At 59.7% G+C, this 24266-nt stretch carries 23 protein-coding genes; 13 read left to right on the top strand and 10 right to left on the bottom strand.

What is annotated here, in order from left to right; translation table 11 throughout:
• Positions 1 to 54 precede the first annotated feature (54 nt).
• Complete coding sequence (locus ASD36_RS14980; protein ID WP_060511020.1) at positions 55 to 1209, bottom strand: anhydro-N-acetylmuramic acid kinase; 1155 nt, start codon at positions 1207 to 1209, stop codon at positions 55 to 57.
• A gap of 131 nt (positions 1210 to 1340) precedes the next feature.
• Here ASD36_RS14980 and tyrS point away from each other — a divergent pair, with 131 nt between their 5' ends.
• A complete protein-coding gene (tyrS, locus tag ASD36_RS14975; protein ID WP_060505492.1) occupies positions 1341 to 2594 on the top strand; it encodes a tyrosine--tRNA ligase in 1254 nt (417 codons plus the stop codon).
• 53 nt (positions 2595 to 2647) lie between these two features.
• Here tyrS and ASD36_RS14970 read toward each other — a convergent pair whose 3' ends face one another.
• Entirely contained in the window at positions 2648 to 6046 is a 3399-nt protein-coding gene (locus tag ASD36_RS14970; protein WP_060505493.1) for a DUF3971 domain-containing protein, read from the bottom strand.
• Positions 6047 to 6410: 364 nt separating this feature from the next.
• Between ASD36_RS14970 and ASD36_RS14965 the strand changes: the two genes are divergently transcribed.
• The 5 genes from ASD36_RS14965 to ASD36_RS14945 all read left to right on the top strand — a co-directional run bounded on the left by ASD36_RS14965 (position 6411) and on the right by ASD36_RS14945 (position 11323).
• Positions 6411 to 6893: a peroxiredoxin gene (locus ASD36_RS14965; RefSeq protein ID WP_060505494.1), complete on the top strand. Its 483-nt coding sequence runs from the start codon at positions 6411 to 6413 to the stop codon at positions 6891 to 6893.
• Between the two features lie 2 nt (positions 6894 to 6895).
• The gene (locus ASD36_RS14960) at positions 6896 to 7723 is read left to right on the top strand and encodes a ferritin-like domain-containing protein (RefSeq protein WP_060505495.1); all 828 of its coding nucleotides are present in this window, start codon (positions 6896 to 6898) and stop codon (positions 7721 to 7723) included.
• Positions 7724 to 7821: 98 nt separating this feature from the next.
• Entirely contained in the window at positions 7822 to 9138 is a 1317-nt protein-coding gene (locus tag ASD36_RS14955; RefSeq protein ID WP_060505496.1) for a M23 family metallopeptidase, read from the top strand.
• Positions 9139 to 9348: 210 nt separating this feature from the next.
• Complete coding sequence (locus tag ASD36_RS14950) at positions 9349 to 10884, top strand: DEAD/DEAH box helicase (protein ID WP_060505497.1); 1536 nt, start codon at positions 9349 to 9351, stop codon at positions 10882 to 10884.
• A 16-nt stretch (positions 10885 to 10900) separates the two neighbouring features.
• Positions 10901 to 11323, top strand: a complete 423-nt coding sequence (locus tag ASD36_RS14945; protein ID WP_060505498.1) for an NUDIX domain-containing protein — start codon at positions 10901 to 10903, stop codon at positions 11321 to 11323.
• Here the strand turns inward: ASD36_RS14945 and ASD36_RS14940 are convergent.
• From ASD36_RS14940 to ASD36_RS14910, 7 genes are read right to left on the bottom strand one after another with little or no spacing between them, the layout of a single operon-like run.
• Entirely contained in the window at positions 11313 to 11630 is a 318-nt protein-coding gene (locus ASD36_RS14940; protein ID WP_060505499.1) for a TfoX/Sxy family protein, read from the bottom strand. The two genes, ASD36_RS14945 and ASD36_RS14940, sit on opposite strands and share 11 nt — an antisense overlap.
• Positions 11631 to 11635: 5 nt before the next feature.
• Entirely contained in the window at positions 11636 to 13255 is a 1620-nt protein-coding gene (locus ASD36_RS14935) for a molybdopterin-binding/glycosyltransferase family 2 protein (protein ID WP_060505500.1), read from the bottom strand.
• A complete protein-coding gene (locus ASD36_RS14930; protein WP_060505501.1) occupies positions 13252 to 13959 on the bottom strand; it encodes an XdhC family protein in 708 nt (235 codons plus the stop codon). Before ASD36_RS14930 ends, ASD36_RS14935 begins: the two co-directional genes overlap by 4 nt.
• A gap of 3 nt (positions 13960 to 13962) precedes the next feature.
• Positions 13963 to 14292 (bottom strand): XdhC family protein, encoded by a 330-nt coding sequence (locus tag ASD36_RS14925; RefSeq protein ID WP_060505502.1) that lies wholly within the window; start codon positions 14290 to 14292, stop codon positions 13963 to 13965.
• A 20-nt stretch (positions 14293 to 14312) separates the two neighbouring features.
• Positions 14313 to 15566, bottom strand: a complete 1254-nt coding sequence (locus ASD36_RS14920) for a VWA domain-containing protein (RefSeq protein ID WP_060505503.1) — start codon at positions 15564 to 15566, stop codon at positions 14313 to 14315.
• A gap of 4 nt (positions 15567 to 15570) precedes the next feature.
• Positions 15571 to 16500 carry a MoxR family ATPase gene (locus ASD36_RS14915; protein WP_060505504.1) on the bottom strand — a complete coding sequence of 310 codons (930 nt, stop codon included), beginning with the start codon at positions 16498 to 16500 and terminating at the stop codon, positions 15571 to 15573.
• A gap of 25 nt (positions 16501 to 16525) precedes the next feature.
• Positions 16526 to 16975 carry a flavin reductase family protein gene (locus ASD36_RS14910; protein ID WP_244482297.1) on the bottom strand — a complete coding sequence of 150 codons (450 nt, stop codon included), beginning with the start codon at positions 16973 to 16975 and terminating at the stop codon, positions 16526 to 16528.
• A gap of 228 nt (positions 16976 to 17203) precedes the next feature.
• Between ASD36_RS14910 and ASD36_RS14905 the strand changes: the two genes are divergently transcribed.
• From ASD36_RS14905 to ASD36_RS14875, 7 genes are all read left to right on the top strand, one after another.
• A complete protein-coding gene (locus ASD36_RS14905) occupies positions 17204 to 18292 on the top strand; it encodes a branched-chain amino acid ABC transporter substrate-binding protein (RefSeq protein ID WP_060505505.1) in 1089 nt (362 codons plus the stop codon).
• Entirely contained in the window at positions 18289 to 19296 is a 1008-nt protein-coding gene (locus ASD36_RS14900; RefSeq protein ID WP_060505506.1) for a P1 family peptidase, read from the top strand. Before ASD36_RS14905 ends, ASD36_RS14900 begins: the two co-directional genes overlap by 4 nt.
• Positions 19297 to 19382: 86 nt before the next feature.
• Entirely contained in the window at positions 19383 to 20060 is a 678-nt protein-coding gene (gene rpe / locus ASD36_RS14895; RefSeq protein ID WP_060505507.1) for a ribulose-phosphate 3-epimerase, read from the top strand.
• Complete coding sequence (locus tag ASD36_RS14890) at positions 20057 to 20794, top strand: DUF2259 domain-containing protein (RefSeq protein ID WP_060505508.1); 738 nt, start codon at positions 20057 to 20059, stop codon at positions 20792 to 20794. The genes rpe and ASD36_RS14890 overlap by 4 nt, the downstream gene beginning before the upstream one ends.
• Positions 20791 to 21333, top strand: a complete 543-nt coding sequence (locus ASD36_RS14885; protein WP_060505509.1) for a hypothetical protein — start codon at positions 20791 to 20793, stop codon at positions 21331 to 21333. The genes ASD36_RS14890 and ASD36_RS14885 overlap by 4 nt, the downstream gene beginning before the upstream one ends.
• Positions 21334 to 21394: 61 nt before the next feature.
• Positions 21395 to 22696, top strand: coding sequence for an adenylosuccinate lyase (gene purB, locus ASD36_RS14880; protein ID WP_060505510.1), 1302 nt, complete (start codon positions 21395 to 21397; stop codon positions 22694 to 22696).
• A gap of 159 nt (positions 22697 to 22855) precedes the next feature.
• Positions 22856 to 23161 (top strand): PilZ domain-containing protein, encoded by a 306-nt coding sequence (locus tag ASD36_RS14875; RefSeq protein ID WP_060505511.1) that lies wholly within the window; start codon positions 22856 to 22858, stop codon positions 23159 to 23161.
• A 75-nt stretch (positions 23162 to 23236) separates the two neighbouring features.
• Here ASD36_RS14875 and ASD36_RS14870 read toward each other — a convergent pair whose 3' ends face one another.
• Entirely contained in the window at positions 23237 to 24043 is an 807-nt protein-coding gene (locus ASD36_RS14870) for a DUF2189 domain-containing protein (protein ID WP_060511018.1), read from the bottom strand.
• Positions 24044 to 24266 lie beyond the last annotated feature (223 nt).

Raw genomic sequence — 24266 nt, 5'->3', positions numbered from 1 at the left:
CGAAAAGGCATCGCAGATTCGTATGAATGGTACCCATGCCGGGCAAAAGAAACGTTAATCGGAAACCGATGGCGACGAGCCCACGGCGGCGTTGAAGACCCCGCCGGTGACCGGCTCAGTTACGCCCGTCGTACCGGGAAACGTCAGCGGCAATCCTTTGAGTGAGCGCACGGCAAGATAGGCCCATGCCTCCGCCTCCATGGCATCGCCATCAAGGCCGGCAGCCTCGGCGGAAACGACCGTCGCTTCATCGCGCAACGCGAGGTCGGCGAGATCGCGCATGATGATCGGGTTCAACCGCCCTCCGCCGCAGATGATATAGGTGCCCGGCCGTTCCGGCAGGTGCTGCGCGGATCTGAGGATGGCGGCAGCCGTGACATAGGCAAGCGTGCGGGCGCCGTCCTCGAGGTTCGCATCAGTCCCGGCAGGAGGCGAAAAATCGTTACGATCGAGCGAGCGGCGCTTGGTCCCGGAAAAAAACCGATTTGCCAGGTAGCGTTCCGCCAGGCCGGTCAGAACACGTCCCTCGCTGGCGATCATGCCCCCCTGATCGTAGGGAATTCCGGCATGCGCCTCGACCCATTGGTCGATCAGCGTGTTGCCCGGGCCGCTATCATAGGCAACGAGGGTCCCATCAGTGCCGACAAAAGTCAGGTTGGAGATGCCGCCGATATTGACGAACACAACCGGCCGGTCGGAGCGGAATTCTCCCGGCAATCCGGCCGCGAGTGCTGCATGATAAACGGGGATCAGCGGCGCGCCCTGTCCGCCATGAACCATATCGTCGGCACGCATGTCATGAACAACGGCCATGCCGGTTTCGCGCGCCAGCAACGCGCCGTCGCCGAGCTGGACCGTCAAAGCATCGTCAGGACGATGCAGCACTGTCTGGCCATGAAAGCCGATCACATCAATATCAGCAGGCTTCAGATTGTTTTTCTTGACAAAAATTCGCACTGCCTCGGCATGACGTAACGTCAACTCGTGCTCGACATTCGCAAGAGTGCCAGGCCGCTCCCCGCGCTGGCGTATCGGCTTGGCATCCTCCAGCGCCTGTTTCAGGCGATCGCGAAACTGTGCGTCATAGGATATCCCGAGGGCAGCACCACTCTCGACCCGGTCGCGGCCGTCGGTTCGAATGAGCGCAATGTCGATGCCATCCATGCTGGTTCCGCTCATCAGCCCGATCGCCGTCTTCATCTGCGTCATCCCGCACTCAGCCCCAAAGAAAACATTCACAATGCAAACACGTGCACTTTTCAGCAAACAGTGCTAAACGCCGCGCAAATATCCAGCAAGTCCTCATTCTTCTCCAAGCAGCCCACCGAAAGAGACAGGTCATGTCCGAATTCAAGTCCGATTTCCTTCACACCCTCCATGAACGCGGTTTCATCCACCAGACATCCGACAATGCCGGACTGGATGCGCTGTTCAACAAGGAAACCGTGACGGCCTATATCGGCTTTGATCCGACGGCGCCGAGCCTGCATGCCGGCGGCCTGATCCAGATCATGATGCTGCACTGGATGCAGGCGACCGGCCATCAGCCGATCTCGCTGATGGGCGGCGGCACCGGCATGGTCGGAGACCCGTCCTTCAAGGACGAAGCGCGTCAGCTGATGACGCCAGAAACCATCGCCTCCAACATCGCCAGTATCAAATCGGTGTTCTCCAACTACCTGACCTACGGCGACGGGCCAAAAGACGCCCTGATGATCAACAATGCCGACTGGCTGCTGGGCATCAACTACCTTGAGTTCCTGCGCGATGTCGGCCGCCACTTTTCGGTCAATCGCATGCTGGCCTTCGACAGCGTCAAGACCAGGCTCGACCGCGAGCAATCGCTTTCGTTCCTCGAATTCAATTACATGATCCTGCAGGCCTACGATTTCGTCGAACTTTACAAGCGCACCGGTTGCCGCCTGCAGATGGGCGGCTCCGACCAGTGGGGCAACATCATCAACGGTATCGATCTCGGCCACCGCATGGGAACGCCGCAGCTTTACGCACTGACATCGCCGCTTTTGACCACATCGTCGGGCGCCAAGATGGGCAAATCGGTCAACGGCGCCATCTGGCTCAACCCGGACATGATGTCGGCCTATGACTTCTGGCAGTACTGGCGCAATACCGAAGACGCCGACGTGTCGCGCTTCCTCAAGCTCTACACAACGCTGCCGATGGGCGAAATCGCACGTCTCTCACAGTTGGCCGGTACCGAGATCAACGAGGTGAAGAAGATCCTGGCAACTGAAATCACCGCGACATTGCACGGACGTGCGGCGGCAGAAGAAGCAGCCGAGACCGCCCGCAAGACTTTTGAGGAAGGCGCTCTTGCCGCCAACCTGCCATCCATCGATGTGCCTGCGACCGAACTTGAAGCCGGAATCGGCGTTCTCGCGCTGTTCGTGCGCGCCGGGCTGGCAGAGTCCAACGGCAAGGTGCGGCAGTTCCTCAAGGACGGTGCCGTTCGCCTCAACGATACCGTCGTTGGCGACGATCGCCAGGTGATCGGCACCGGTGACGTCACCGCAGATGGCGTCATCAAGCTGTCGCTCGGCAAGAAGAAGCACATCCTCGTCCGTCCGGCTTGAAATACGCGCGACATCGAGTGAAACCCAAACCGGCGGTGACCCCGCCGGTTTTTTTATTGGAATTCGAAGATGCTGCGGAACACGCCGGGCGCAATGATCGACAAGGGGTTGATCGTCAGGTTCGGTTTGGCGAACGGGCCGACCAGCTTGAAGGTGATCCCGAGCAGGCCGCGATCCCTGCCATTGCCGAGGAGCACGCCGATCAACGGCAGTTCCCCGAACAAACGGTTGAGCCCGTAGGCCGGCATGAATGTTCCGGTCATGTCCATATTGCCATTTGCGTCGCGCACCGTGCCCTGGAACGTGGCGCCGACATCAACCCCGCGCACCACCCCGCTGTCGATTGCAATCGTTCCGTTGTCGAGCGCCACATTGGCGGAGCCGCGTTCGAAGCGGGCCGAACTGACATCGATATTCTTCTTCACCGCCTGGTTGAGGCTTCTGCCATCAGCGCCGGTCGGTGTGGAGACGATGGATTGCAGCCGTGCTTCGTTGACGAGCGAAAACTTGCGGATATCGATGTTGCCACGCCAGGAACTGCCGCCGCGATCTCGCAGCTTGAGGTTCAAAAGACCGCCACGCATGTTGCTGTAGATATTGGCAAACCGCGCCAGAGAGCCCGCATCGCCGCTGGTCAGTTCCAGCGTGTTATCAGCACCATTTTTCGTCAACTTGGCGACCACGGCCTGACCGCTGTCGGTGACCGCCGTCAGATCGACGGCATCAATCTGCTTACCCCTCGCCGCGTAGCTCAGATTGACATTCGACAATGTCTCGGAGTGGAAGCCAGTCACCTGTTGAAGGTTTGCATTAATGGCTATCCGCTTGCTGTCACCATTTCCGTCCCCATCGCCTGATCCGCTGCGCAGGCTTTCGATGACCGGCCGCATATCGGCAGACATGCCATTGACGGCAACGGCAAAGCCACCTTTCTGGCGCTTGATGTTGACGGCATAGTTATCGCCTTTGGAGAGTTGAACCGAGGAAAACTCTCCGGAATTCAAACCGGATTTGTCGAGAACGAGTGAACCCGCAGCGCCGAAGCCGTCGCCGTTCAGCTTCAGATCATCAATCTGCGTGATGCCGTCAGCTGTGGATGCCGAAAAGGTCGCCTTGGCGCCGATACCTGCGCCTTTCGACCAGCCGATCCAGGGAAGCGAAATGGAGGCATTACCAAGATCGGCCGAAACCGTGTGCCGGTCGTTGTCGTTGATCAAGATATCCAGCGCAACAGGTCCATTGATGATGCCGGCAAGTCCGGGGGCCATCTTGGCAAGCTCGCCATCGTTGAGCATTCCGGAAATCTCGCGCTTGCGCGAAACCGTGCTGCCAGCCCCGACAGGCTCGACGACGGAAATATCCATCTCTCCGCCATCGATATCGGCTTTTGCCTCCAGCACCGCCTGGTTGGGGTCGATCCGCATTGTCCCCTTGATGTCGGAGATGGCGCGTCCGGCAAACGGTTTGTTGACGGTCACGCCATCCAGCTGCATCTGCACCTGCCATTGTGGCGGCGGTGGTTTCTGGGCGGTGACGAGACCGAACCGCGCACCGACCTCGGCTGTCATCTCGCCGGAAAAATCCTCCGGCTTGAAAGGGGTTCGCTGCAGCGCGAGAATCGGCCGGTAACTGACAAGTTCAGCGATTGCATCTGCCTGCCCCCCGACATCAAGTTTCATTTCGGCAATCAGCGGTTTTTCGTAGGTATTGGGGATGACGAAATTGCCACCATTCACCGTGGCAGAGCGCCCCGAAGGAAAATAGGCCGTTCCGCGCTGGATCTCCACATCCATACGCTCGCCCTTCAGCTTGAAGGCACCGGCAGCATCGCGCAATGGCGGGATATCGCCGGCCAGATTGACCCGCGTATCGGCGATGTTGAATTGAACGCTTAGTTCCTCGGCGTTCAGGTCGATAGGCCCGACGGTACGTGTAATGCGTCCCATCGGCAGGAACACCTCGATCTTGCCGTCCGTCACCGTGCCGCCGAAGATATTGTTGATCACCCAGCGCCGCGCTGTCTTGCCCACCCACCAGGGCCAGAGCTGTTTCACGGCCGCAGCCTGTATCTTGCTGGTCAGGAGGGCAAAGCTGATCTGTGGCGAGGCATTCCCGAAGGTCATGGATAGCGAACCCGCAGCCGTCCCGAGCCCGCTTGCGACCGTCAGTTCGTCGAACACCAGCTGATGACTTTCCGACAGGTAACGTCCCTGCGCCTTGGCATCGAATATCAGAGGCGCCTCGGACACATCGACCGGCGACGAACTGGCGGCCTGCAACAGGAGATCGACTGAAAAGCCCTTTTTCCCGGCAAGAACTGCCGGATCAAGATCGGCAATCGCGCCGGTAAACGGGAAAGTCGACCGGCCAACACGCACCATCGAGGGCAGAATTTCGATTCTTTCGCGGGCGAAATCATAGCTGACATTGAGTTCGGAAGGCTTGAGTTCGGATGTGAACCCGCCTGCATCGAATGCGCCACCGTTGGTACGACCGTTCAACTGCAGTGTCGGTGTTGTGTTTTCACCACCGCGCGTTGCCTTGATGGTCAAATCGGCGCTGCTGCTGATCCCGAAGGCAAGTTCCGTCGCAGAATCATTGCGATGCAGGAAGGCCGACAGGGGCAAACCGGCGGCGGAACCGTCGAGCGTCGTGATCCGCCCGTTTTGCCGGTCGGCGCGAAGATGCAGTTCCGATAACTGTCCGTCGATAGAGAAGGCGCCGTCAATCTGCATCGAGCCATCGGCTGTGCGCTTGAAATCCACGGCCTCCACCACGACGGGGACGATACGCTGGCGAGGACCGGCAAACGACAATCGCAAATCAGCGATGCGCACGGTTTCGGTATTGCTGTGGCCGATCAGTTGCGAGATCCGGTCTATCTGGTCGAAAGCGACCTCCAGCCCTCCGGCAACATCGGCAATGCGAATGGTCGTCAGATCGATCGGCTTGCCCTGCGGCAGCAGCGACGGGTCAAGCACCGCGCCTTCAGCCTCAAGCCGCGAAACGGCAACCCGACCGGTCACCAAAGCCAGTGGGTTGAGTTCGATAAAGACGGAATTGGTGGTGACCAGGCGCTTGCTGGAGGCGTTATCCACCAGAGTCACGTCCCGCGCCTTCAGCGCCAGCGCACCATTCGACGTCACCCGCAACACCGTACTGCCGACCTCGGCATGATAACCGCTGCCGAGCGCTGAGTTCAGTGCGGTCTGCGCCCGCGCATTCAACGGCTCGTCAAGAAACCCACCTTCAATGGCCCCCACAAGCGCTGCACCAAGCAGAAGAATAATCGCGGCAACGACTGACGTTACGGTGAAGACGAAATGGGAAATCCCACGTTTGTTCGGTGCGTGAACGATACATGGGTCATGGGCCTGCGCCGATGGCAGGGAATGCAGAACGACAATGTCTTCCTTGCGAAACGATACTTTTTCGCCGCGGATTTCATTCATCAGCGCCGGCGGCCTCCGGAAGTGTGAAAAAGAATCATGCGGTATTTCCCATCTGCTGCGATTCCATCGCGCGGCATTAGGCGACTCCATGCCATGACGCCGTACGCACGTCGTACGTGGTTGATTTATCTCATGTTATCGCTCGAGAATGCCAAGGGCGTATCGAAGCGTCTTTGGGCATTTTGCATCCGTGACACAGTAGTTAAAGAACGATCCCGGGGCAAACGATGTCTGCCGTTCCAAGCATCTTCCCTGTGCGCGAAACATCCATCCGTCCCTGCGGCGCTGGACGGGCCGGGCTCCAATTGGATATGCCTCATGCGACAAACTTTTGCGGCACATGCCCCAGAAAAAAGGAATAACCATGGCGAACCTGACCGAAGGCGCAATCGCACCAGACTTTACCCTGCCCCGCGACGGCGGCGGAACCGTTTCGCTAAAGGATTTCAAGGGACAATCGGTCGTACTTTTCTTCTACCCGAAGGATGACACCAGCGGCTGCACCACCGAATCGATCGCCTTTAGCGGGCTTCTGGGTGAATTTTCGGCAGCTGGAGCGGTGGTGATTGGCATGTCTCCCGATTCGGTGAAGAAGCACGACAAATTCGCGAAGAAATATGATCTTTCCGTCATCCTCGCCTCGGATGAAGATCTGGCAGTCTTGAACAGCTATGGCGTCTGGGTCGAAAAAAGCATGTACGGCCGCAAATATATGGGAGTTGAGCGGACAACCCTGCTGATTGGTCCGGATGGGGTCATCCGCCGCATCTGGCCGAAGGTGAAGGTCGCCGGTCATGCCGAAGAGGTGCTGGCCGCCGCCAAAAACCTTGCCAACGAAACGGCATGACAATGACAAGCCTTCCGGCGATCCGAAGTCTGCGTGATGGGGCAGTTCGCGCGATCCGCGCCGCAGATCTGGATATCAAGACACTTTTGACCCAGGAAACGGCACGCCGCTGGAGTGAGAGAACCCTGTCGCTGCGCTCACCGCTCGATGTGACCGTGCCTGACCGGCCCGGACGGCCTGAAAAGCCGGAATTGATACCGCCAAGACAAATGCCAAAGCGCGCGCTGACCACGGACCGAGGCCGGATCGCCCTCCTCCACGCCATCGCCCATATCGAACTCAATGCCGTCGATCTGGCGCTTGATATCGTCGCCCGCTTTGCCACGGAACCCGTTCCGAATTCGTTTTTCGACGGCTGGATGAAGGTGGCCTTCGAGGAGGCTAAGCATTTCCGCATGGTGCGCGATCGTCTGCGCCAGCTCGGCGCCGATTATGGCGACCTGCCCGCCCATGACGGGCTCTGGCAGGCAGCCCATGACACCCGCAACGACCTCACGGCACGGCTGGCGGTGGTGCCGCTGATTCTCGAGGCGCGCGGTCTCGACGTGACACCGGCCCTGCAGGCGAAGATGCGGGAGGCCGGCGATCTGGAAAGCGCCGCGGTGCTCGACGTGATCTACGAGGACGAAAAAGGCCATGTGGCTGTCGGCGCCAAATGGTTCCGTTTCCTCTGCGCCCGGCAGAAGAAAGACCCAGCCGCCGCGTTTCAGGCTTTGGTCAGGGCCAACTTTCGCGGTCCTCTAAAAGCACCATTCAACGACATCGCTCGCGCTGAAGCCGGCCTGACGCCATCTTTCTACCGGTCGATGACGGCCTCCGTAAACACCTGAGACGTCACCACAAAACCCCTCAGGCAAGGCTTTATTAACCTTAACAGTGTCTAATCGCGCCTATCAGGACAGGCAGAATCGCACGCGTTGGGGGTGAGTTGGTGTCTACGGAAAGCCAGGTTTTCGGCAAGCGCGCGCAAAAACACATCATCATTCTGGCAAGCGGCGATAAGGTTCGCCACATGACCTTTCAGCCATGGATGGCCGCACTTTCGGTCTGCGCCATCTCGGTTTTTTCGATCGGCTATCTTGCCGCGACGTCCTATCTGGTACTGCGCGATGATCTGATCGGCGGCACGATGGCGCGCCAGGCGCGTATGCAGTACGAATATGAAGACAGGATCGCCGCCTTGCGGGCGCAGGTCGACCGCGTCACCAGCCGCCAGCTCCTCGATCAGCAAGTCGTCGAAGACAAGGTCGAAAAGCTGCTGCAGCAACAAATGGCGCTGTCATCGCGCCACGGCCGCCTTGGAACATTGCTCGACCGTGCCGAGGAATCCGGGATCGCGGAGAAGGACGTTCAGCCGCCAGAGATAACACCCCTCGCCTACGAAAAGCGGGCCGATGCCAGCGGTGGCGTCAAGGCTATTGAACGATTGATGGGCCTGGGTGGCAAGGCAGCAGAACAGAAGACGGCGCTTGCCTATGCGCCGCAATCCGCCCCGAAAGGACGGGAAGGCATGTCCGACCGGGCCGACCGTCTGTTTTCGAAGGTAACCTTGTCGCTCAAGGATATCGAGCAGCAACAGAAAGCTCGTATCGATAACCTCACGGCAGGCGCATCGGAAGCCACCGATGCCATCATGACCATCCTTGCGCGTACCGGTGTAAAGGTGGCCGCAGACGAGGTTGCAGCTTCCGCGCCCATCACGGAAGACGCGGATGCCATCGGCGGTCCGTTCGTCGAGCCGGAAACGGCCGAAGCCTTCGATGATTCTCTTGTCGGGCTCGATACCGCACTTGCCCGCCTCGAAAGTGTTCGCAGCCAGGCACGGAAGCTACCTTTCAACAATCCGTCGCCGGCAAGCGACATTACCAGCAGCTTTGGCAATCGGCCCGACCCCTTCCTTGGCCGGTTGGCGCTACATGCCGGCATCGATTTTCGGGCTCCGACGGGAACTCGCATCCTTGCAACGGCTCCCGGCACGGTGATCACTGCGGGCAAGACCGGCGGTTACGGCAATATGGTTGAAATCGACCATGGCAACGGCATCACCACCCGCTATGCGCATCTGTCGACCATTTTGGTCAATGCCGGCGACAAGATTACCACCGGCGAGGCCATTGCCCGTTCCGGCAGCACCGGCCGTTCCACTGGTCCGCACCTGCATTACGAGGTACGTTTGAATGGCGAGGCCGTCGATCCGATGCGCTTCCTGACGGCAGGCATTAAGCTCAGCCACTACATCAATTGAACTTGGCAGCTGCGCTGCTGCTCTTGACGCAACAGGATGCAATTTGCTGCTATCCTGTTGTTGGTAGTCCATTTTTGACTCTTTCATCGCGCAAACCACCGGTTTTCTTGACTTTGCTTGGCTATGGGACTATGAGCCCCAGCGACGGCAGTTAAAGCATGCGCCGATTGACCAGTGTTCGACCGAACCGGAACGGAAACAGATTTCCCTTTGACCACTTTTTCAGACCTTGGCCTAAGCCAAAAAGTTCTTACCGCAGTAACAGACGCGGGCTACACCATCCCCACACCGATCCAGGCAGGCGCGATTCCGCCGGCCCTGCAGCGGCGTGATATTCTGGGTATCGCCCAGACGGGCACGGGTAAGACGGCATCCTTCGTGCTGCCGATGCTGACGCTTCTGGAAAAGGGCCGCGCCCGCGCTCGTATGCCGCGCACGCTCATTTTGGAGCCGACGCGCGAACTGGCAGCCCAGGTCGCTGAAAACTTTGAGAAATACGGTAAGAACCACAAGCTGAATGTCGCCTTGCTGATCGGCGGCGTGTCCTTCGATGAACAGGACCGCAAGCTTGAGCGTGGCGCCGACGTGCTGATCTGCACGCCAGGCCGCTTGCTCGACCATTGCGAACGCGGCAAGCTTCTGATGACCGGCGTCGAGATCCTGGTCATCGATGAAGCCGACCGCATGCTCGACATGGGCTTCATTCCCGACATCGAGCGCATCGCCAAGCTGATCCCGTTCACGCGCCAGACCCTGTTCTTCTCGGCCACCATGCCGCCGGAAATTCAGAAACTGGCCGACCGGTTCCTGCAGAATCCGGAGCGCATTGAGGTGGCCAAGCCTTCCTCGACGGCATCGACCGTGACACAACGCTTGGTCGCGACTCACAGCAAGGATTACGAAAAGCGCGCCGTTCTGCGCGATCTGATCCAGAAGCAGGAAGACCTGAAGAACGCCATCATCTTCTGTAATCGCAAGCTGGATGTTGCCGACCTGTACCGCTCGCTTTCGCGTCACGGCTTCTCGGTCGGCGCTCTGCACGGCGATATGGATCAGAGTTCACGCACGAAAATGCTTGCGGGTTTCAAGGACAATGCAATCACGCTGCTGGTTGCGTCCGACGTTGCTGCACGCGGCCTCGACATTCCGGATGTCAGCCACGTGTTCAATTTTGACGTGCCGATCCATGCGGAAGACTATGTCCACCGTATCGGCCGCACCGGCCGCGCTGGCCGCTCGGGTGCCGCGTTCACTCTGGTTTCAAAGCGCGACACGAAATTCGTCGATGCAATCGAAAAGCTGATCGACAAGAACATCGAGTGGCTGAACGGCGACCTTTCCGCGCTGCCCGCACCGATGGAAAGCCACGACAGTGGAAAATCCGAGCGCGGCGGCCGTGATGGCAAGCGCGGCGGACGCCGCAATGACAGGGAGCGTGATCACGCGCCCCGGTCTGTGGCCAGTCACAAATCGGACATCAAAGCAGACGATAGTCCGGCAGTCGTAGCAGCCCCTCTCGAACCGGTAGTAGCAAAGGCAGAACCTGTGAGATCAGAACGCAAGGCAGAAACGAAACCGCAGAATGCCGGCCGTAACAGCAACCGTCCTGCTCCCCAGCCGTATCCTGCCAATGATGACAACCGCGACCGCCGCAACCGTTATCGCCGCGACCAGGACGACGGCCCGACGCCGGTCGGTTTCGGCGACGATATCCCGGCTTTCATGCTGATCGCCGGCAAGGCCTGAGCCTTACAGCAATCGCATGGCATATCCAGGCATAGATTTTCCCGGTGTGGGATCAGGGCTTGCCGTCATCAATGACGGCAAGCTTTTGCTTTGCCGGCGCTTGAAGGCGCCGGAAGCAGGACACTGGGGCATTGTCGGTGGCAAGGTCGATCATATGGAACCGGCAGCCGACGCCGCTCGCCGTGAGGCGGAAGAAGAGAGCGGCCTGAAAATCCATTCGGCACGGTTTCTTTGCCACAGCGAGCAACGGATCGAGGCTGACCGGCAGCACTGGATTTCGCTGATTTATGTGACAGAGCATTTCTCCGGCGAACCGCAGTTGACGGAACCCGACAAACTCTCCGACATCGGCTGGTACTCTCTTGACGACCTGCCACAGCCTCTGTCGCTGTTTGCGCAGGATGCCGTAAAGGCATTACGGGCGCTGGCTATTTCTTAGCCCGCAAGGCTGCCTGATAGGCAAGCCGCACCCAACGAGCCATTTCGTCAGGATCATCGAAAGCCTCCTCCGGAACGGACCAGTACGGCATCTTCACCGGTTTGCCCTTGCCGTCATAACTCCATTGCGAACTGCCGGCCGCCTCGAATTCACCGGCGCTCTCGGTGTCCGCCTTGAGCAGGATATCGCCGCTCACCTCCAGTGCCAGAATCCGCCCCTCGAAATAGATGCCCTTGCCGCCAAACATGCGTTTGACCGTGACCGGGCCAAGGGCTGAAAACATCTCCTCGATAGCTGCATTGTCCATTCTGATCAGCCTTTCAATATGCCGCCTGCGGCGATGATCGCCTCCGGTGTGTCGAGATCGAGATGCGCAGCCGGCCCGATATCGACATCGACCACCGGCAGCCCACAGGTTTCGATGATATGGCGCGCGCCGATATCGCCTTGCAGGTGCCTGATCGATTCGAATGTCGATCTCGGCAATATAACCGGATTACCGCGCTTTCCGGCAGAAACGGCACGAACGATCGTCAGCCCGCGCCCGGCCTTGAATGCCGAAATCAACGCGGCAAGGTCTTCGGCCGAAACCCATGGCATGTCCGCCAGCAGCACCAGCACCCCATCAGCGTCATTGCCGGCGGCATTCACCCCGGCGATCAGCGATGAGGCCATGCCCGTCGAATAAGCGGCATTTTCGACAACGATGACGTTCAGTCCCGCAAGTGCTTCACGAATCTCGGTTTGCCTGTGACCGGTAATCGCCAGGACACGTTGAACACCGGCACCCAAGGCTGCCTGCGCGCTGCGGCGCACGAGTGGCACGCCATCAAATTCCGCCAGCAGCTTGTGCTGGCCTGTTGCGCCCATCCGCGAGGTACGGCCAGCAGCGAGCAAGACGGCCACGACGGAAACACCATTCGGTTCAGAACTCGCCAAGCCACGCGGCAAGGGTCGTGTCGGTATCTCCATCAAAAGCCCGCCAACACCAAGCCCGGTAATATCGTGCACCGTCGGCCATTCGCCGGCTAAGATCCTGTTCAGGATCCAGTCGAAACCATTCTCCTTGGGGCTGCGGGCGCAGCCCGGCGCTCCGATGACTGGAATATCCCCAACTCTGCCGAGAACGAGCAGATTGCCGGGATCGACCGGCATGCCGACATGATCGACAGCCCCGCCCGCAAGCCGGATGGCGGCGGGAATGACATCATCGGCGTCAGCAACCGCGGAAGCGCCAAAGACAATGATCATCTCGAATCTTTGCCTCCCCTTTAAAATCGCTGCCGCAACGGCTTGGGTATCATGCGGCACGCGCTGCTCGTCCACCAACACGCTCGATGATAGCCGCAATCGCGCCTCAAGGTTCTGGCGCGTCTTGTCCATCACGCTGGGCTTCAGTGTGGGTAACAGAGTTGCGATCAGCCCGACACGGCGCGCGGCGAACGGCTTGACTCTGAAGGCGCGCTCAGCCCGCAGAAGCGCCGCGGCTTCATCAACAAACCGTTCTGCAACGGCAAGCGGGATGATCTTGATGGTCGCCACCATATCGCCGGATCGAACCGGCACGTGATCGGCAAGACAGGCGAGCGTAATGGCCGGATCGATGCGGTTGAGCCGGTCGATGACAGCGCGGCTGGCAACGAAAAGCCCATCGACCGCGGAGTGAATATTGATCCGCCCGGTTGCCGCTTTCGAGAAGGTCAGGTGATCGCGATCGATCGCTGCCGCAATCCGGGAGGCTGCCTCGTCCTCCAGCAGATCACCGGGCTCCAGGCGGGCGACGATGACCTCAGAGAAACCCGCTCCTTGCAACGCGGCAATATCAGCCAAGGAAATAACATGTCCCTTTGCCAGCCGCCCCTCGGGCAACTTGGCTGAATGCGCGAGAATGGCGCCTTCTGCCTTGCCCACCGGCACCGGACCAAATTTCATTCTTTAGTCCCTCGCCCGGCCGTTACATCGCGCGTCCGCAGCGTAAGGATAATATCGGCAAGGATGGCGACAGCGATCTCGGCCGGATTGGAGGCGCGAATATCGAGGCCGATCGGGGCATGAATATGGGCGATCCTGTTTTCATCCACCCCCAGTTTCATCAGCCGCTCGACCCGGCGGGCATGGGTCTTGCGGCTTCCCAGCGCTCCAACATAGAAGCACCCCGCCTCAAGCGCTTGCGCCAGAGGAAAATCATCGATTTTGGGATCGTGGGTAACCGCGACCAAGGCCGTATAGGCATCGAGTGGCGTATGCCGAAGCGCATCCTCCGGCCATTCGGCAACGAGCTTCGTCTGGCCGAAACGCTCCTGCGTCGCAAAGGCGCTACGGGGATCGATGATCGACAGATCGAACCCGGCGATATCCGCCATGATGGCGAGCGCCTGCGAGATATGCACCGCGCCGATCACGACGATGCGCGGCGGCGGCAGGTAGACATTGACGAAGGCCGCCTGCCCGCCGATTTCGACAATCCCGGATTTGCCCGTACGCAGCGCAGACTCTATGGATTGTGCAACGGAGGGATCATGTGGCTCTCCCTCGTGGAAGAGCCGTGTCGTTCCCGTGTCGAGTTCGGTAATCGTCACCGTTGCCAATCGCGCCCCGCGCGCCGCGTTCAGCCTCTGCAGATGCCCCACCAACATCGCTTATCCCAGCCTTTCGACATAGATGCGGATGCGGCCGCCGCAGGACAGGCCAACCCGCCAGGCGGTCGCGTCGGCAACGCCGAATTCGAGAATGCGTGCCGTCCCCGACGTGATGACTTCGGCGGCCTCGACGATCACGGCCCCCTCGACGCAGCCACCGGAAACGGAGCCGTGAAAATTACCCTCCGAATCGATGACCAGATGGCTGCCGACCGGTCTCGGTGCCGAGCCCCAGGTTTCGATGACGGTCGCAATGGCCACACCGCGTCCATCGGCATGCCACTCCCCGGCAACCGTCAACGGGTCGGGATAAAGAGGCTGGTCCAGCATCTGCTCTCCTCCTGTTTCAGTTATCGCCGCCGCATGAAACGGCGGGGATCGGCATCAGCTGTTCTTTTCCCGGAAAGAGCTTCCGCCAGATCGGACACCGCTTCAAGGTTATGCACAGCGCGGAATTCGTCAACATGCGGCAACATGGCCCGGACGCCACGCGCCCGCGCCTCGAAACCATCAAAACGCAGCAGCGGATTAAGCCAGATCAGACGGCGGCAGGACCGGTGCAGCCGGTCCATCTCGATTTTGAGATCGCCGATATCGTCACGCTCAAGACCATCGGTAATCAGAAGCACGATGGCGCCCTGCCCGAGCACCCGGCGCGACCAGAGACGATTGAATTCATGCAGTGTTTCACCGATCCGCGTGCCGCCGGACCAGTCGCTGACGGCGCGCAGGCAATCGTCCATCGCCGCATCGGGATCGCGCTTCTTCATCTGGCGGGTCACGTTGCTCAGCCGGGTTCCGAACAGGAACGTGTGGACCCGGCGGCGCTTTTCGGTCAGCACATGCAGGAAATGCAGGAAGATCCGGGTGTATTGGCTCATCGAGCCGGAAATGTCGGCCAGCACCACCAGCGGCGGATGAAGGGTCTTGGGCTCGCGAAACCGCGGCAGGATGAGATCGCCGCCGGTTTTCATCGCATCGCGCATCGTTGCACGCGGATCGATGCGGCGCGGCCGGTGCGAAGCGCGAAAACGGCGTGTCCTCACCTCATCCATCGGCAGTACCAGCGCCGACAAAGCCTTCTTGGCATCGGCAATCTCGGCTGCCGACATCTGCGCGAAATCCGCCCGGCGCAGCAGTTCCCGGCCGGACGCGGTAAATCGCGCATCGATCTCAATATCCGGTTCATCGCGCACCGGCCGCGCCACATCGCGATCGGCAAACAGCGCATCGCTGACGCGGGCCTCGCCTGCGCGGCGTGGTGCTTTCTCGCGTGAATCAGGTGCTACCGGCGACATCATCGCGATCATCTTGCCGATCAGGTCGCGCGACCGCCAGAACAGCCGGAAGGCTTCGTTAAAAATCGCCTGGTCCTCATGGCGCTTGACGAAGACCGATTGTAGCGTGGCTTGAAATTCGTCGCGGTTGCCAATGCCGATCAACGCGACGGCTTCGATCGCATCGGCGACTGCCCCCGGCCCGATCTTCAAACCCGCTTTGCGCAAGGCGCGGGCGAAGAAGACGATATTGTCGGCAAACCGCCCGTCACCTTCATGCAGCGGTGGAAGAACTGCGCCGTCTCCTGTCCGGGCTGCCGTCTCCATGACATCACCCTGCCGCCAGAAGTTCGGCCTTGACGTCGTCGAGGATTTTCCGGCCGTCGCCGCCTTCGATCCGGGCGATGTCATCCTGGTATTTCAGAAGCGTGCCCAGCGTGTCGGAGATGGTTTCAGGATCAAGCGCCAGGCGATCGAGTTCGGTCAACGCTGTCGCCCAGTCGATGGTTTCGGCAACACCAGGATTCTTGAACAGATCAATGGTTCGCAACCGCTGCACGTAACCGACGATTTCGCGCGACAGACGCTCGTTGCAGCCCGGCACCTTGCGGCGAATGATGTCCAGCTCCTGCGCGGCCTTGGGATAATCGACCCAGTGGTAGAGACAGCGGCGCTTCAATGCGTCGTGGACTTCGCGGGTGCGATTCGTCGTAATGATGACGATGGGCGGCTCCTGCGCCCTGATCGTCCCGAGTTCCGGAATAGTCACCTGAAAGTCGGAAAGTACTTCAAGCAGAAAAGCTTCGAAGGCCTCGTCTGTGCGGTCGAGTTCATCGATCAGAAAAACCGGTGCCTTTCCGGCCTCTGCCGAGATCGCCTGGAGAACCGGGCGGCGGATCAGGTATTTCTCCGAAAATATGTTGCTTTCGACCGCCTGGCGATTGGCGTTACCCGAAGCTTCCGACAATCTGATCTCCAGCATCTGCGCCGGATAGTTCCACTCGTAGACGGCCGAGGAAATATCCAGGCCTTCGTAACACTGAAGGCGGATCAACGGCCGGTCGAGTGCCTTTGCCAGGACCTTGGCGATTTCGGTCTTGCCGACGCCCGCCTCGCCTTCGAGAAACAAAGGGCGCTTCATTCTAAGTGACAGGAAAAGCACGGTCGAAAGCGCCGTTCCGGCAAGATAATCACCGGCTTCCAGCATCTCCATCGTCTCGGCGATCGAGGCAGGCAATGCGCCATTCGTGTATGTCGTCATGTTTCCTCGCTCCGTTGGAGGAAATCTATAACGTGCGGTAGTCCCGGTCCAGATAGACGAGTGCCGGTTTCTGCTGGCCGAGCGTGACCGCAACGACCTGTCCGAACAGAACGATGTGCGTGGCAACGGTCTTGATATCGATCAGCCGGCAATCGAATGCCGCAACGGCTTCACCAAGAATCGGCGCACCTGTCTTCAACTCGCCCCAGGTGCCGTGAGAGAATCGCTCTGACGGATCGACAGCGTTCTTGCCCGAAAAGACATGAGCGAGATCCATCTGGTCTGCGCCGAGCAGATTGAGCCCGAAGCTACCGCTCTCGGCGAAGATGTCGTTGCGCGGATTGGCTCCATTGAGGCACACGAGCAGCGTTGCCGGATCGTCGGATACCGAACATGCGGCCGTGATTGTCACCCCACGCCGCGCACCTTCGTGGGCGGCCGTGACGATATGCACATGCCCGGCCAGCCGGCTCATGGCATCACGGTAGGTCAGCGGGTCCAGTTGGGTCTTGTCCAACACGGCAGTCTCCAGATCGATGTACGTTTCTAACACATAGACATTGCAACGAAATATGAAACCCATCGTCTGGTTTTTCTTCGTCATTTACGGCAATCGCCATTCCCGGTGCGCAGGTTCCGATCTTTTCCTTTGACCCCTGCCGCCACATCTTTAAAACATGGGCGTTCTCAACTGGATAAGCGCATGTTTCGTTCGATTTTTGCCAGCCTTGTGATTGCCGGATCGGTGCAGGCCGCTCCCGCATTGGCTGCGGGCCTGAAGATCGCCGTCGTCGCTCCGGCTGATGGACCGTTCGCGCTTCTCGGGCAACAGATTCTGGATGGCGCCCGCTTTCAGGCAGAAGATCGCGGGTCTGAGATCATCGCCATTCCGGAAACCTGCGAGCCGAAGGATGCGGAGACCCTGACGAAGACACTGCTTGCCAGCGGCGCCGAGGCAGCGATCGGTTTCCTGTGCACTGAAAGCCTGGAGGCGGCGCTGCCGGCGTTGGCCGAGGCCGGTATTCCAGCGCTGACCTTGAGCGTTCGCTCCGATATCCTGATGGAAGACGCGCTGAAAAAGAAATGGCCGTTCTTCCGGTTGGTGCCGAGCGCCAAGGCCGAAGCAGAAAAGGTGACGGAAATCATCCTGTCGCGCTGGAAGAACGAACCTCTGGGACTGATCGAAGACGGAACGATCCACGGGCGCGAACTGGTGGAAAGCGTGCGCAGCGCCTTGGCCGAAATCGGCCTGACACCAACCTTCTCAGACACCTACCGCCCCGCCCAGGAACAGCAGGTCAGCCTTGTCCGAAGGCTTGCCAAGAGTGGCGCGACACACGTATTCACCGGCGGAGATCGCGCCGATACAGCCATTATCGCTCGCGATGCCGCATCCGAACAGGTCTCGCTGACGCTGATGGGCGGCGAAACGCTGGATGCGGCAAACCTGCCGGTTCCGCTGGCAAATGGTGTCCTGGCTGTCGCCCTGCCCGATTATGCCACTCTGCCGGACGCCAAGGCCACCGTCGACGCCATGACAGCGGCCAAACTGCTTCCGGAGGGTTACGTATTGCCGGCATTTGCAGCTGTTACGCTGCTGGAGCAGGCAAAGGACCAGGCAGGCAAGGACGGAGGCCCGGTATTGGCTGCGCTGGCCAAAGGCCCATACCAGACCGTTCTCGGCCCTATCCGCTTCAGCGCCGGTCACGAACTGGCCGAAAACCCCTACCGCCTGCTGGAATGGCAAAACAACCGGTTCATTACTGCTCCGGCCGTTTCGGGAAGCCCGTGATGCGCCCGGGGCCGCGCAACGCGATAACTGATGTTGGTGGCTTGAAGGTCGGCAATGCCGAGGATCATAGGCTGAAATCCGGCGTGTCCGCCGTCGTCTGTGATCAACCGGCCATCGCTGCGGTACAGGTTCTGGGTGGCGCCCCCGGTACGCGGGAAACCGATCTTCTGGAACCACACAACACCGTGCAGACCGTCGATGCCATCGTTCTGTCGGGCGGGTCGGCCTTCGGGCTCGATGCAGCCTCCGGCGCCCAGGCCGCGCTGCGCCAGATGGGCCGTGGTTTTCCGGTCGGAGACCTACATATCCCGATCGTCCCAGCCGCCATCCTCTTCGACCTGATCAATGGTAGCGACAAGGATTGGGGCCTCTACCCGCCCTATCGTGAACTGGGTTACGCAGCCGTACAGGCGGCGGCGCTGGAGTTTTCCACAGGCACCGCCGGCGCGGGGACCGGTGCCTTGACCGCCACCTTCAAGGGTGGGCTCGGCACCGCCTCGACGATCCTCGACAACGGCATCACTATCGGTGCACTGGTCGCCGTCAACGCGCTGGGGTCGGCGACCATCGGTGACGGCAGGCATTTCTGGGCGGCACCGTTCGAGGAAGGTGCAGAGTTTGGCGGCATCGGCATGCCGCATCCATTTCCAAAGGATGCGCGAGACCTTCGCATCAAGTTCCGCGGCAGGCAGAGTGAAACTAAAAATACCACGATCGCGGTGATCGCTACCGATGCGGTTCTGACCAAGGCCGAGGCAAAACGGCTGGCGATCGCCGCTCACGACGGTTTTTCCCGTGCGCTGTGGCCGTCCCATACTCCGCTTGACGGCGACCTGGTTTTTTCGCTGGCGACAGGAACCAGCGGCAAAACCATATCGCTGCAGGATTTCATTGATCTTGGCGCGGCTGCCGCATCCGTCATGGCCCGCGCCATCGCCCGTGGTGTGCACGATGCGACGCCGCAGGAAAACGATCTGCTTCCCGTTTGGGCGGTGCAGCGCTAGACCCGGCATGACGGCGAAGCGGCAACATCGGTTGTTTGCCACGAAAAGCGGTGCTATTGCCCGCAAAACAGTTGGAGCCCCCTATCATGCCCCTGCCTATCCGCATCGCCCCCTCCATTCTCGCCGCCGATTACGCTAAACTCGGACAGGAAGTACGCGACGTCGTTGCCGCCGGTGCCGACTGGATCCATCTGGACATCATGGATGGCCATTTCGTTCCGAATATCTCGTTCGGGCCGGATGTGATTAAGTCGCTGCGGCCGCATACACAGGCCTATTTCGATTGCCATCTGATGATCGCGCCGGCCGACCCGTATCTCGAAGCCTTTGCGAAAGCCGGCTGCGACAGCATCACCGTCCACGCGGAAGCAGGCCCCCATCTCGACCGTTCCGTTCAAGCCATCAAGGCACTCGGCAAGAAAGCCGGCGTCTCGATCAATCCGGCAACACCCGAAAGCGTGCTTGACTATCTGCTCGACAAGATCGACCTCGTTCTGGTGATGACGGTCAATCCGGGATTCGGCGGCCAGAAGTTCATTCCTGCCATGGAAGAGAAGATCCGCCGCATCAAGGCGATGATTGGCGACCGGCCGATCGACATTCAGGTCGATGGCGGAATCGCGCTGGATACGATTGCGCTTCCAGCGTCGGCCGGAGCCAATGTCTTCGTTGCTGGCTCGGCGATCTTCAGCGGTGGCCATGTCGACGCCTACCGTAAGACCATCGACATCCTGCGCAGCAACGCTGAGGGAGGCCGCGGGTGAGATTTTCAGGCGGAATCGCGGTTGCTTTACTTGCTTCGGCATTTTTTGCCGGCGCGGCCCGTGCCGGCGATTTCGCCTCATTTCAGCCGATCGGGTTTTCGGAGGACGGCAGTGTCTTCGCCTTCGAGGAATACGGTGTGCAGGATGGCTCCGGCTTTCCCTATTCGAACATCTTTTTCGTCGACACTCGCAAGGACACGTTTTTACCCGGCACGCCGATCCGGCTGCGCATTGATGAAGAAAACACCAGCCTTGCCAAGGTAAGGGCGCAAACGGCCGAAAAAGCCGCTGCGCTCACCCAGAAACTCGATCTAGGCGCCAATCCCGGCCTGCTCGCCGCCTTCAATCCGATCACGGAAACGGAAAGCTCGCCTCATCGCCTGACTTACCGGCAATATGCCGTCGATCCGCCGGTCGGCGGAGATTTCACGCTGACGCTCAACGAAATCCCTTTTGCCCCCTCCGCACTCTGCAAGGACGTGACGCCGCAATCGGCCGGCTTCCGTCTCTCCTACCAAACTGAAGACGGCACGGCATCGGACCGCGTTCTGCACACCGACACGGCCATTCCCGATAGCCGAAAATGCCCGACGGGTTATCGTATCGGCGGCGTCATGGTGTATAATCCACCGCAAGGCGAACCGGTCCACGTTGTCCTCGTTCAGGTCTTGAGCGTCGGTTTCGAAGGACGTGACGGGCGCTGGATCGCCGTTCCGGAGCCCGCAGCGCCATGATTTCATCCGAGCGTCAAGAAACGGGTGCAGTTTCGGCGATGGCGGCGCGGATGCGTGCCTCCTTGCCGAGTTTTCGCGAAGTCCTGTTCGGCGCACCGGTCTGGGGCGTGGTCATGGCGCTGTCGGCACTGGTTGCGCTGTATCTGCGGAATGGAGCAGAGACATCGCATCTTTACAGCATTCTTGTGCTGTTCTTTTTGGGTGGTCTGGTTTCCTGGCCATTCGCGTTGCTGCTTGGCCGTTTCGGTGCCATTGGCAGAGGCCGGGAAACCCGCTTTGCGGCATTCTTCCTGTGCTTGACGCTTTGCACCATCGCCATCACGGCTGTACTTTTCGCCCTTGATTACCGGATTTTCTATGCCCGCTGGCATGCGCCATTTGGCACCGGTCTCTGGGCCTACCAGTTCGCATTTACCTCAGCCAGTGCCATTTATCAGTTCATCGTCATGGGCATTCGCCTCTATCTGCCGATCGGATTTGCCGCTCTGGCTCTCGCCAGCCTGTGGCTGACTTGGCGCACGCCCGAACAGCAACGTTGAGATTGCCGTGTATCTTTGCTAGAGGCTCAGCAACTCCCATCGTGACGAAAGCTGAAAGCCCATGATCCCCCGTTACTCCCGGCCGGAAATGGTGGCCATCTGGTCGCCGGAAACCAAATTCCGCATCTGGTTCGAAATCGAAGCCTATGCCTGCGACGCACTGGCTGATCTCGGTGTTATCCCCAAGGAAGCCGCGCGGACAATCTGGGAAAAGGGCGGCGCGGCAACTTTCGACGTTGCGCGTATCGACGAGATCGAAGCCGTCACCAAGCATGACGTCATCGCCTTCCTGACGCATCTGGCTGAATTCATCGGTCCCGACAGCCGGTTCGTCCACCAGGGCATGACCTCGTCCGACGTCCTCGACACCACGTTGAACATCCAGTTGGTGCGCGCAGCCGACCTGTTGCTTGCTGACCTTGATCGCGTACTCAATGCCCTGAAGACCCGCGCCTTCGAACATAAGGACACGGTCCGCATTGGCCGCAGCCACGGCATCCATGCCGAGCCGACCACGATGGGCCTGACCTTCGCCCGGTTCTACGCCGAGATGAAGCGCAACCGCGACCGTCTGGTCGCTGCCCGGGCAGAAATCGCCACCGGCGCAATCTCCGGCGCTGTCGGCACCTTTGCCAATATCGACCCGCATGTCGAAGAATATGTCTGCGAAAAGCTCGGCCTCGTTGCCGAACCGATCTCCACGCAGGTGATCCCACGCGACCGTCACGCGATGTTCTTCGCAACACTCGGCGTGATCGGGTCCTCGATCGAAAACGTCGCTACCGAAATCCGCCATATGCAGCGCACCGAGGTTCTGGAAGCGGAAGAATTCTTCTCGCCGGGCCAGAAGGGCTCGTCGGCCATGCCGCACAAGCGTAATCCGGTCCTGACCGAAAACCTGACAGGCCTTGCCCGTCTGGTGCGCATGTCGGTGGTTCCGGCCATGGAAAACGTTGCCCTGTGGCACGAGCGCGATATCAGCCATTCCAGCGTCGAGCGCACCATCGGTCCGGATACGACGATCACCCTCGACTTCGCTCTTAACCGTCTGGCCGGTGTCATCGAGAAGCTGGTGATCTACCCGGAAAACATGTTGAAGAACATGAACAAGTTCCGCGGTCTGGTGATGAGCCAGCGCGTGCTTCTCGCCCTCACCCAGGCTGGCGTATCGCGAGAGGACAGCTATCGCCTCGTGCAGCGCAATGCCATGAAGGTCTGGGAAAAAGGCGCCGATTTCCTTGAGGAACTTCTGGCCGACGCGGAAGTACGGGCAGCCCTGCCGGAAGCGGAAATCCGCGAAAAATTCGATCTCGGCTACCACACCAAGCATGTCGACACGATCTTCCGCCGCGTGTTCGGCTGATCGCGTTCTGCGGAGAGCCTGACGGGCTCTCCGCACTCTTGCGGCTGCAATGTCTTATTTCGACCCGGTTCATTCAACTGCGAATGATTTTTTCAAACCTTTTGTCAGTCTTCCATAGGAGACTGCGACGGAGTGAAAATGCAAAAGTTGGAGGGGACCATGCCGAGCCAGCAGACAATCGAACGCAAAGCCACACGAACGGTAACAAAATTCACCGGTGAAGTCACTTGCAAGGGCGGGTCAAGCCGGGGGATCGTCAAGGACCTGTCGGAAACCGGGATTTGCTTTCAGCTCTACTTCGATATCAATGCCAGGACCGGTCAGGAAGTCTCGATCAAGAGCGAGGAGTTCGGCCATCTGACCGGTGTCGTGCAATGGTACCGTGGCGACAAGATTGGCATTCGCCTTAAAACGTCGTCCAACACATCGGCGCAGATTTCGTCCTATTTCAAATATTTCCGCTAAGCCACAGGCGTTACGTGCGAAAAAACAGTGCCGCCATGCCCGGCGGCACCTATCGTGGTGCGGCATGTCGAGCGGTTACTTGCCTTTCGGCGCAACAACCAGCTCGCGATAAAGGTGCCACGTCGCATGCCCGAGGATCGGCATGATGACGGCGAGACCGACGAAAACCGGGATCGAGCCGATGACCAGACCGGCCGCAACAATCAATCCCCAGACAGCCACCGGTACCGGGTTGGCAAGCGTCACGCGCACCGACGTCTCGACCGCCGCCACGACGCCAACATCCCGATCAAGCAGCAACGGAAACGACACGACCACCGTCGAAAGCACGATAACCGCAAAGACGAAGCCGACTGCATTGCCGATCAGGACAAGGCTCCACCCTTGATCGGTTCCAACGATCTGATTGTAGAGCGCCGAAAGCGACGATGCCGGCACGTCGCCGAACAGTTGCGTGTAGAGCGATTGCGCGACCATCAGCCAGACGACGAAGAGAACGAGCAGCATGAAAGCCAAGGCGAGGATCGACGGCAGTGCCGGGGAGCGGCGGACATCGAAGGCGTGCCGCCAGGAGGTATCCATCCCTATTTCCCGGCGTCTGCTGATCTCGTAGAGACCGATGGCTGCGACCGGGCCAAGCAGGGCAAAACCGGAAGCCAGAGGATAGAGCAGCGGCAGCATATTGACGCCCGAACTCCAGGTCGCAAGGACGACGCCGGCAATCGGATAGATCAGGCAGAGAAAGACGTAGTGAGACGGTTTTGCGTTGAAATCCTGCCAGCCGAGACGCAACGCGTCGAAAACGTCGGAAACACCGATCCTGCGTATCTCCGGATGTGTGAGCCCGTCGCTGGATCCTGCCATTACATGAAATGTTGTCATGACCAATTCTCCTCCAGGAACACGCGTCGTCACGTCATTCGAGAACAATCAGTATTTCAAGTTTCGAGGGGATTGCGGTATCCTTGACGGCAATCCGATGCTCTCGATATTGGCGTACTCGCCGCCACGGGCGTCGTGTTCAATCGCCCGTGCATCCAGCATATACCAGATTTGCACACCATACACTTGACTTCCGCTGCCCCCAACCTCAAATCCCCGTTAT

The sequence above is a fragment of the Rhizobium sp. Root1334 genome (assembly GCF_001426665.1).
GTDB lineage: Bacteria > Pseudomonadota > Alphaproteobacteria > Rhizobiales > Rhizobiaceae > Pararhizobium.
The sequence above is the reverse complement of the archived record's forward strand: the minus strand, read 5'-3'. Positions and strand labels throughout refer to the sequence as shown.

Excerpts from the sequence above, each read along its gene's own strand:
- ASD36_RS14980 (WP_060511020.1), bottom strand. The coding sequence starts at position 1,209 with ATGACGCAGATGAAGACGGCGATCGGGCTGATGAGCGGAACCAGCATG.
- tyrS (WP_060505492.1), top strand. The coding sequence starts at position 1,341 with ATGTCCGAATTCAAGTCCGATTTCCTTCACACCCTCCATGAACGCGGT.
- ASD36_RS14970 (WP_060505493.1), bottom strand. The coding sequence starts at position 6,046 with ATGAATGAAATCCGCGGCGAAAAAGTATCGTTTCGCAAGGAAGACATT.
- ASD36_RS14965 (WP_060505494.1), top strand. The coding sequence starts at position 6,411 with ATGGCGAACCTGACCGAAGGCGCAATCGCACCAGACTTTACCCTGCCC.
- ASD36_RS14960 (WP_060505495.1), top strand. The coding sequence starts at position 6,896 with ATGACAAGCCTTCCGGCGATCCGAAGTCTGCGTGATGGGGCAGTTCGC.
- ASD36_RS14945 (WP_060505498.1), top strand. The coding sequence starts at position 10,901 with ATGGCATATCCAGGCATAGATTTTCCCGGTGTGGGATCAGGGCTTGCC.
- ASD36_RS14940 (WP_060505499.1), bottom strand. The coding sequence starts at position 11,630 with ATGGACAATGCAGCTATCGAGGAGATGTTTTCAGCCCTTGGCCCGGTC.
- ASD36_RS14935 (WP_060505500.1), bottom strand. The coding sequence starts at position 13,255 with ATGAAATTTGGTCCGGTGCCGGTGGGCAAGGCAGAAGGCGCCATTCTC.
- ASD36_RS14930 (WP_060505501.1), bottom strand. The coding sequence starts at position 13,959 with ATGTTGGTGGGGCATCTGCAGAGGCTGAACGCGGCGCGCGGGGCGCGA.
- ASD36_RS14925 (WP_060505502.1), bottom strand. The coding sequence starts at position 14,292 with ATGCTGGACCAGCCTCTTTATCCCGACCCGTTGACGGTTGCCGGGGAG.
- ASD36_RS14920 (WP_060505503.1), bottom strand. The coding sequence starts at position 15,566 with ATGGAGACGGCAGCCCGGACAGGAGACGGCGCAGTTCTTCCACCGCTG.
- ASD36_RS14915 (WP_060505504.1), bottom strand. The coding sequence starts at position 16,500 with ATGACGACATACACGAATGGCGCATTGCCTGCCTCGATCGCCGAGACG.
- ASD36_RS14910 (WP_244482297.1), bottom strand. The coding sequence starts at position 16,975 with ATGAGCCGGCTGGCCGGGCATGTGCATATCGTCACGGCCGCCCACGAA.
- ASD36_RS14905 (WP_060505505.1), top strand. The coding sequence starts at position 17,204 with ATGTTTCGTTCGATTTTTGCCAGCCTTGTGATTGCCGGATCGGTGCAG.
- rpe (WP_060505507.1), top strand. The coding sequence starts at position 19,383 with ATGCCCCTGCCTATCCGCATCGCCCCCTCCATTCTCGCCGCCGATTAC.
- ASD36_RS14885 (WP_060505509.1), top strand. The coding sequence starts at position 20,791 with ATGATTTCATCCGAGCGTCAAGAAACGGGTGCAGTTTCGGCGATGGCG.
- purB (WP_060505510.1), top strand. The coding sequence starts at position 21,395 with ATGATCCCCCGTTACTCCCGGCCGGAAATGGTGGCCATCTGGTCGCCG.
- ASD36_RS14875 (WP_060505511.1), top strand. The coding sequence starts at position 22,856 with ATGCCGAGCCAGCAGACAATCGAACGCAAAGCCACACGAACGGTAACA.
- ASD36_RS14870 (WP_060511018.1), bottom strand. The coding sequence starts at position 24,043 with ATGACAACATTTCATGTAATGGCAGGATCCAGCGACGGGCTCACACAT.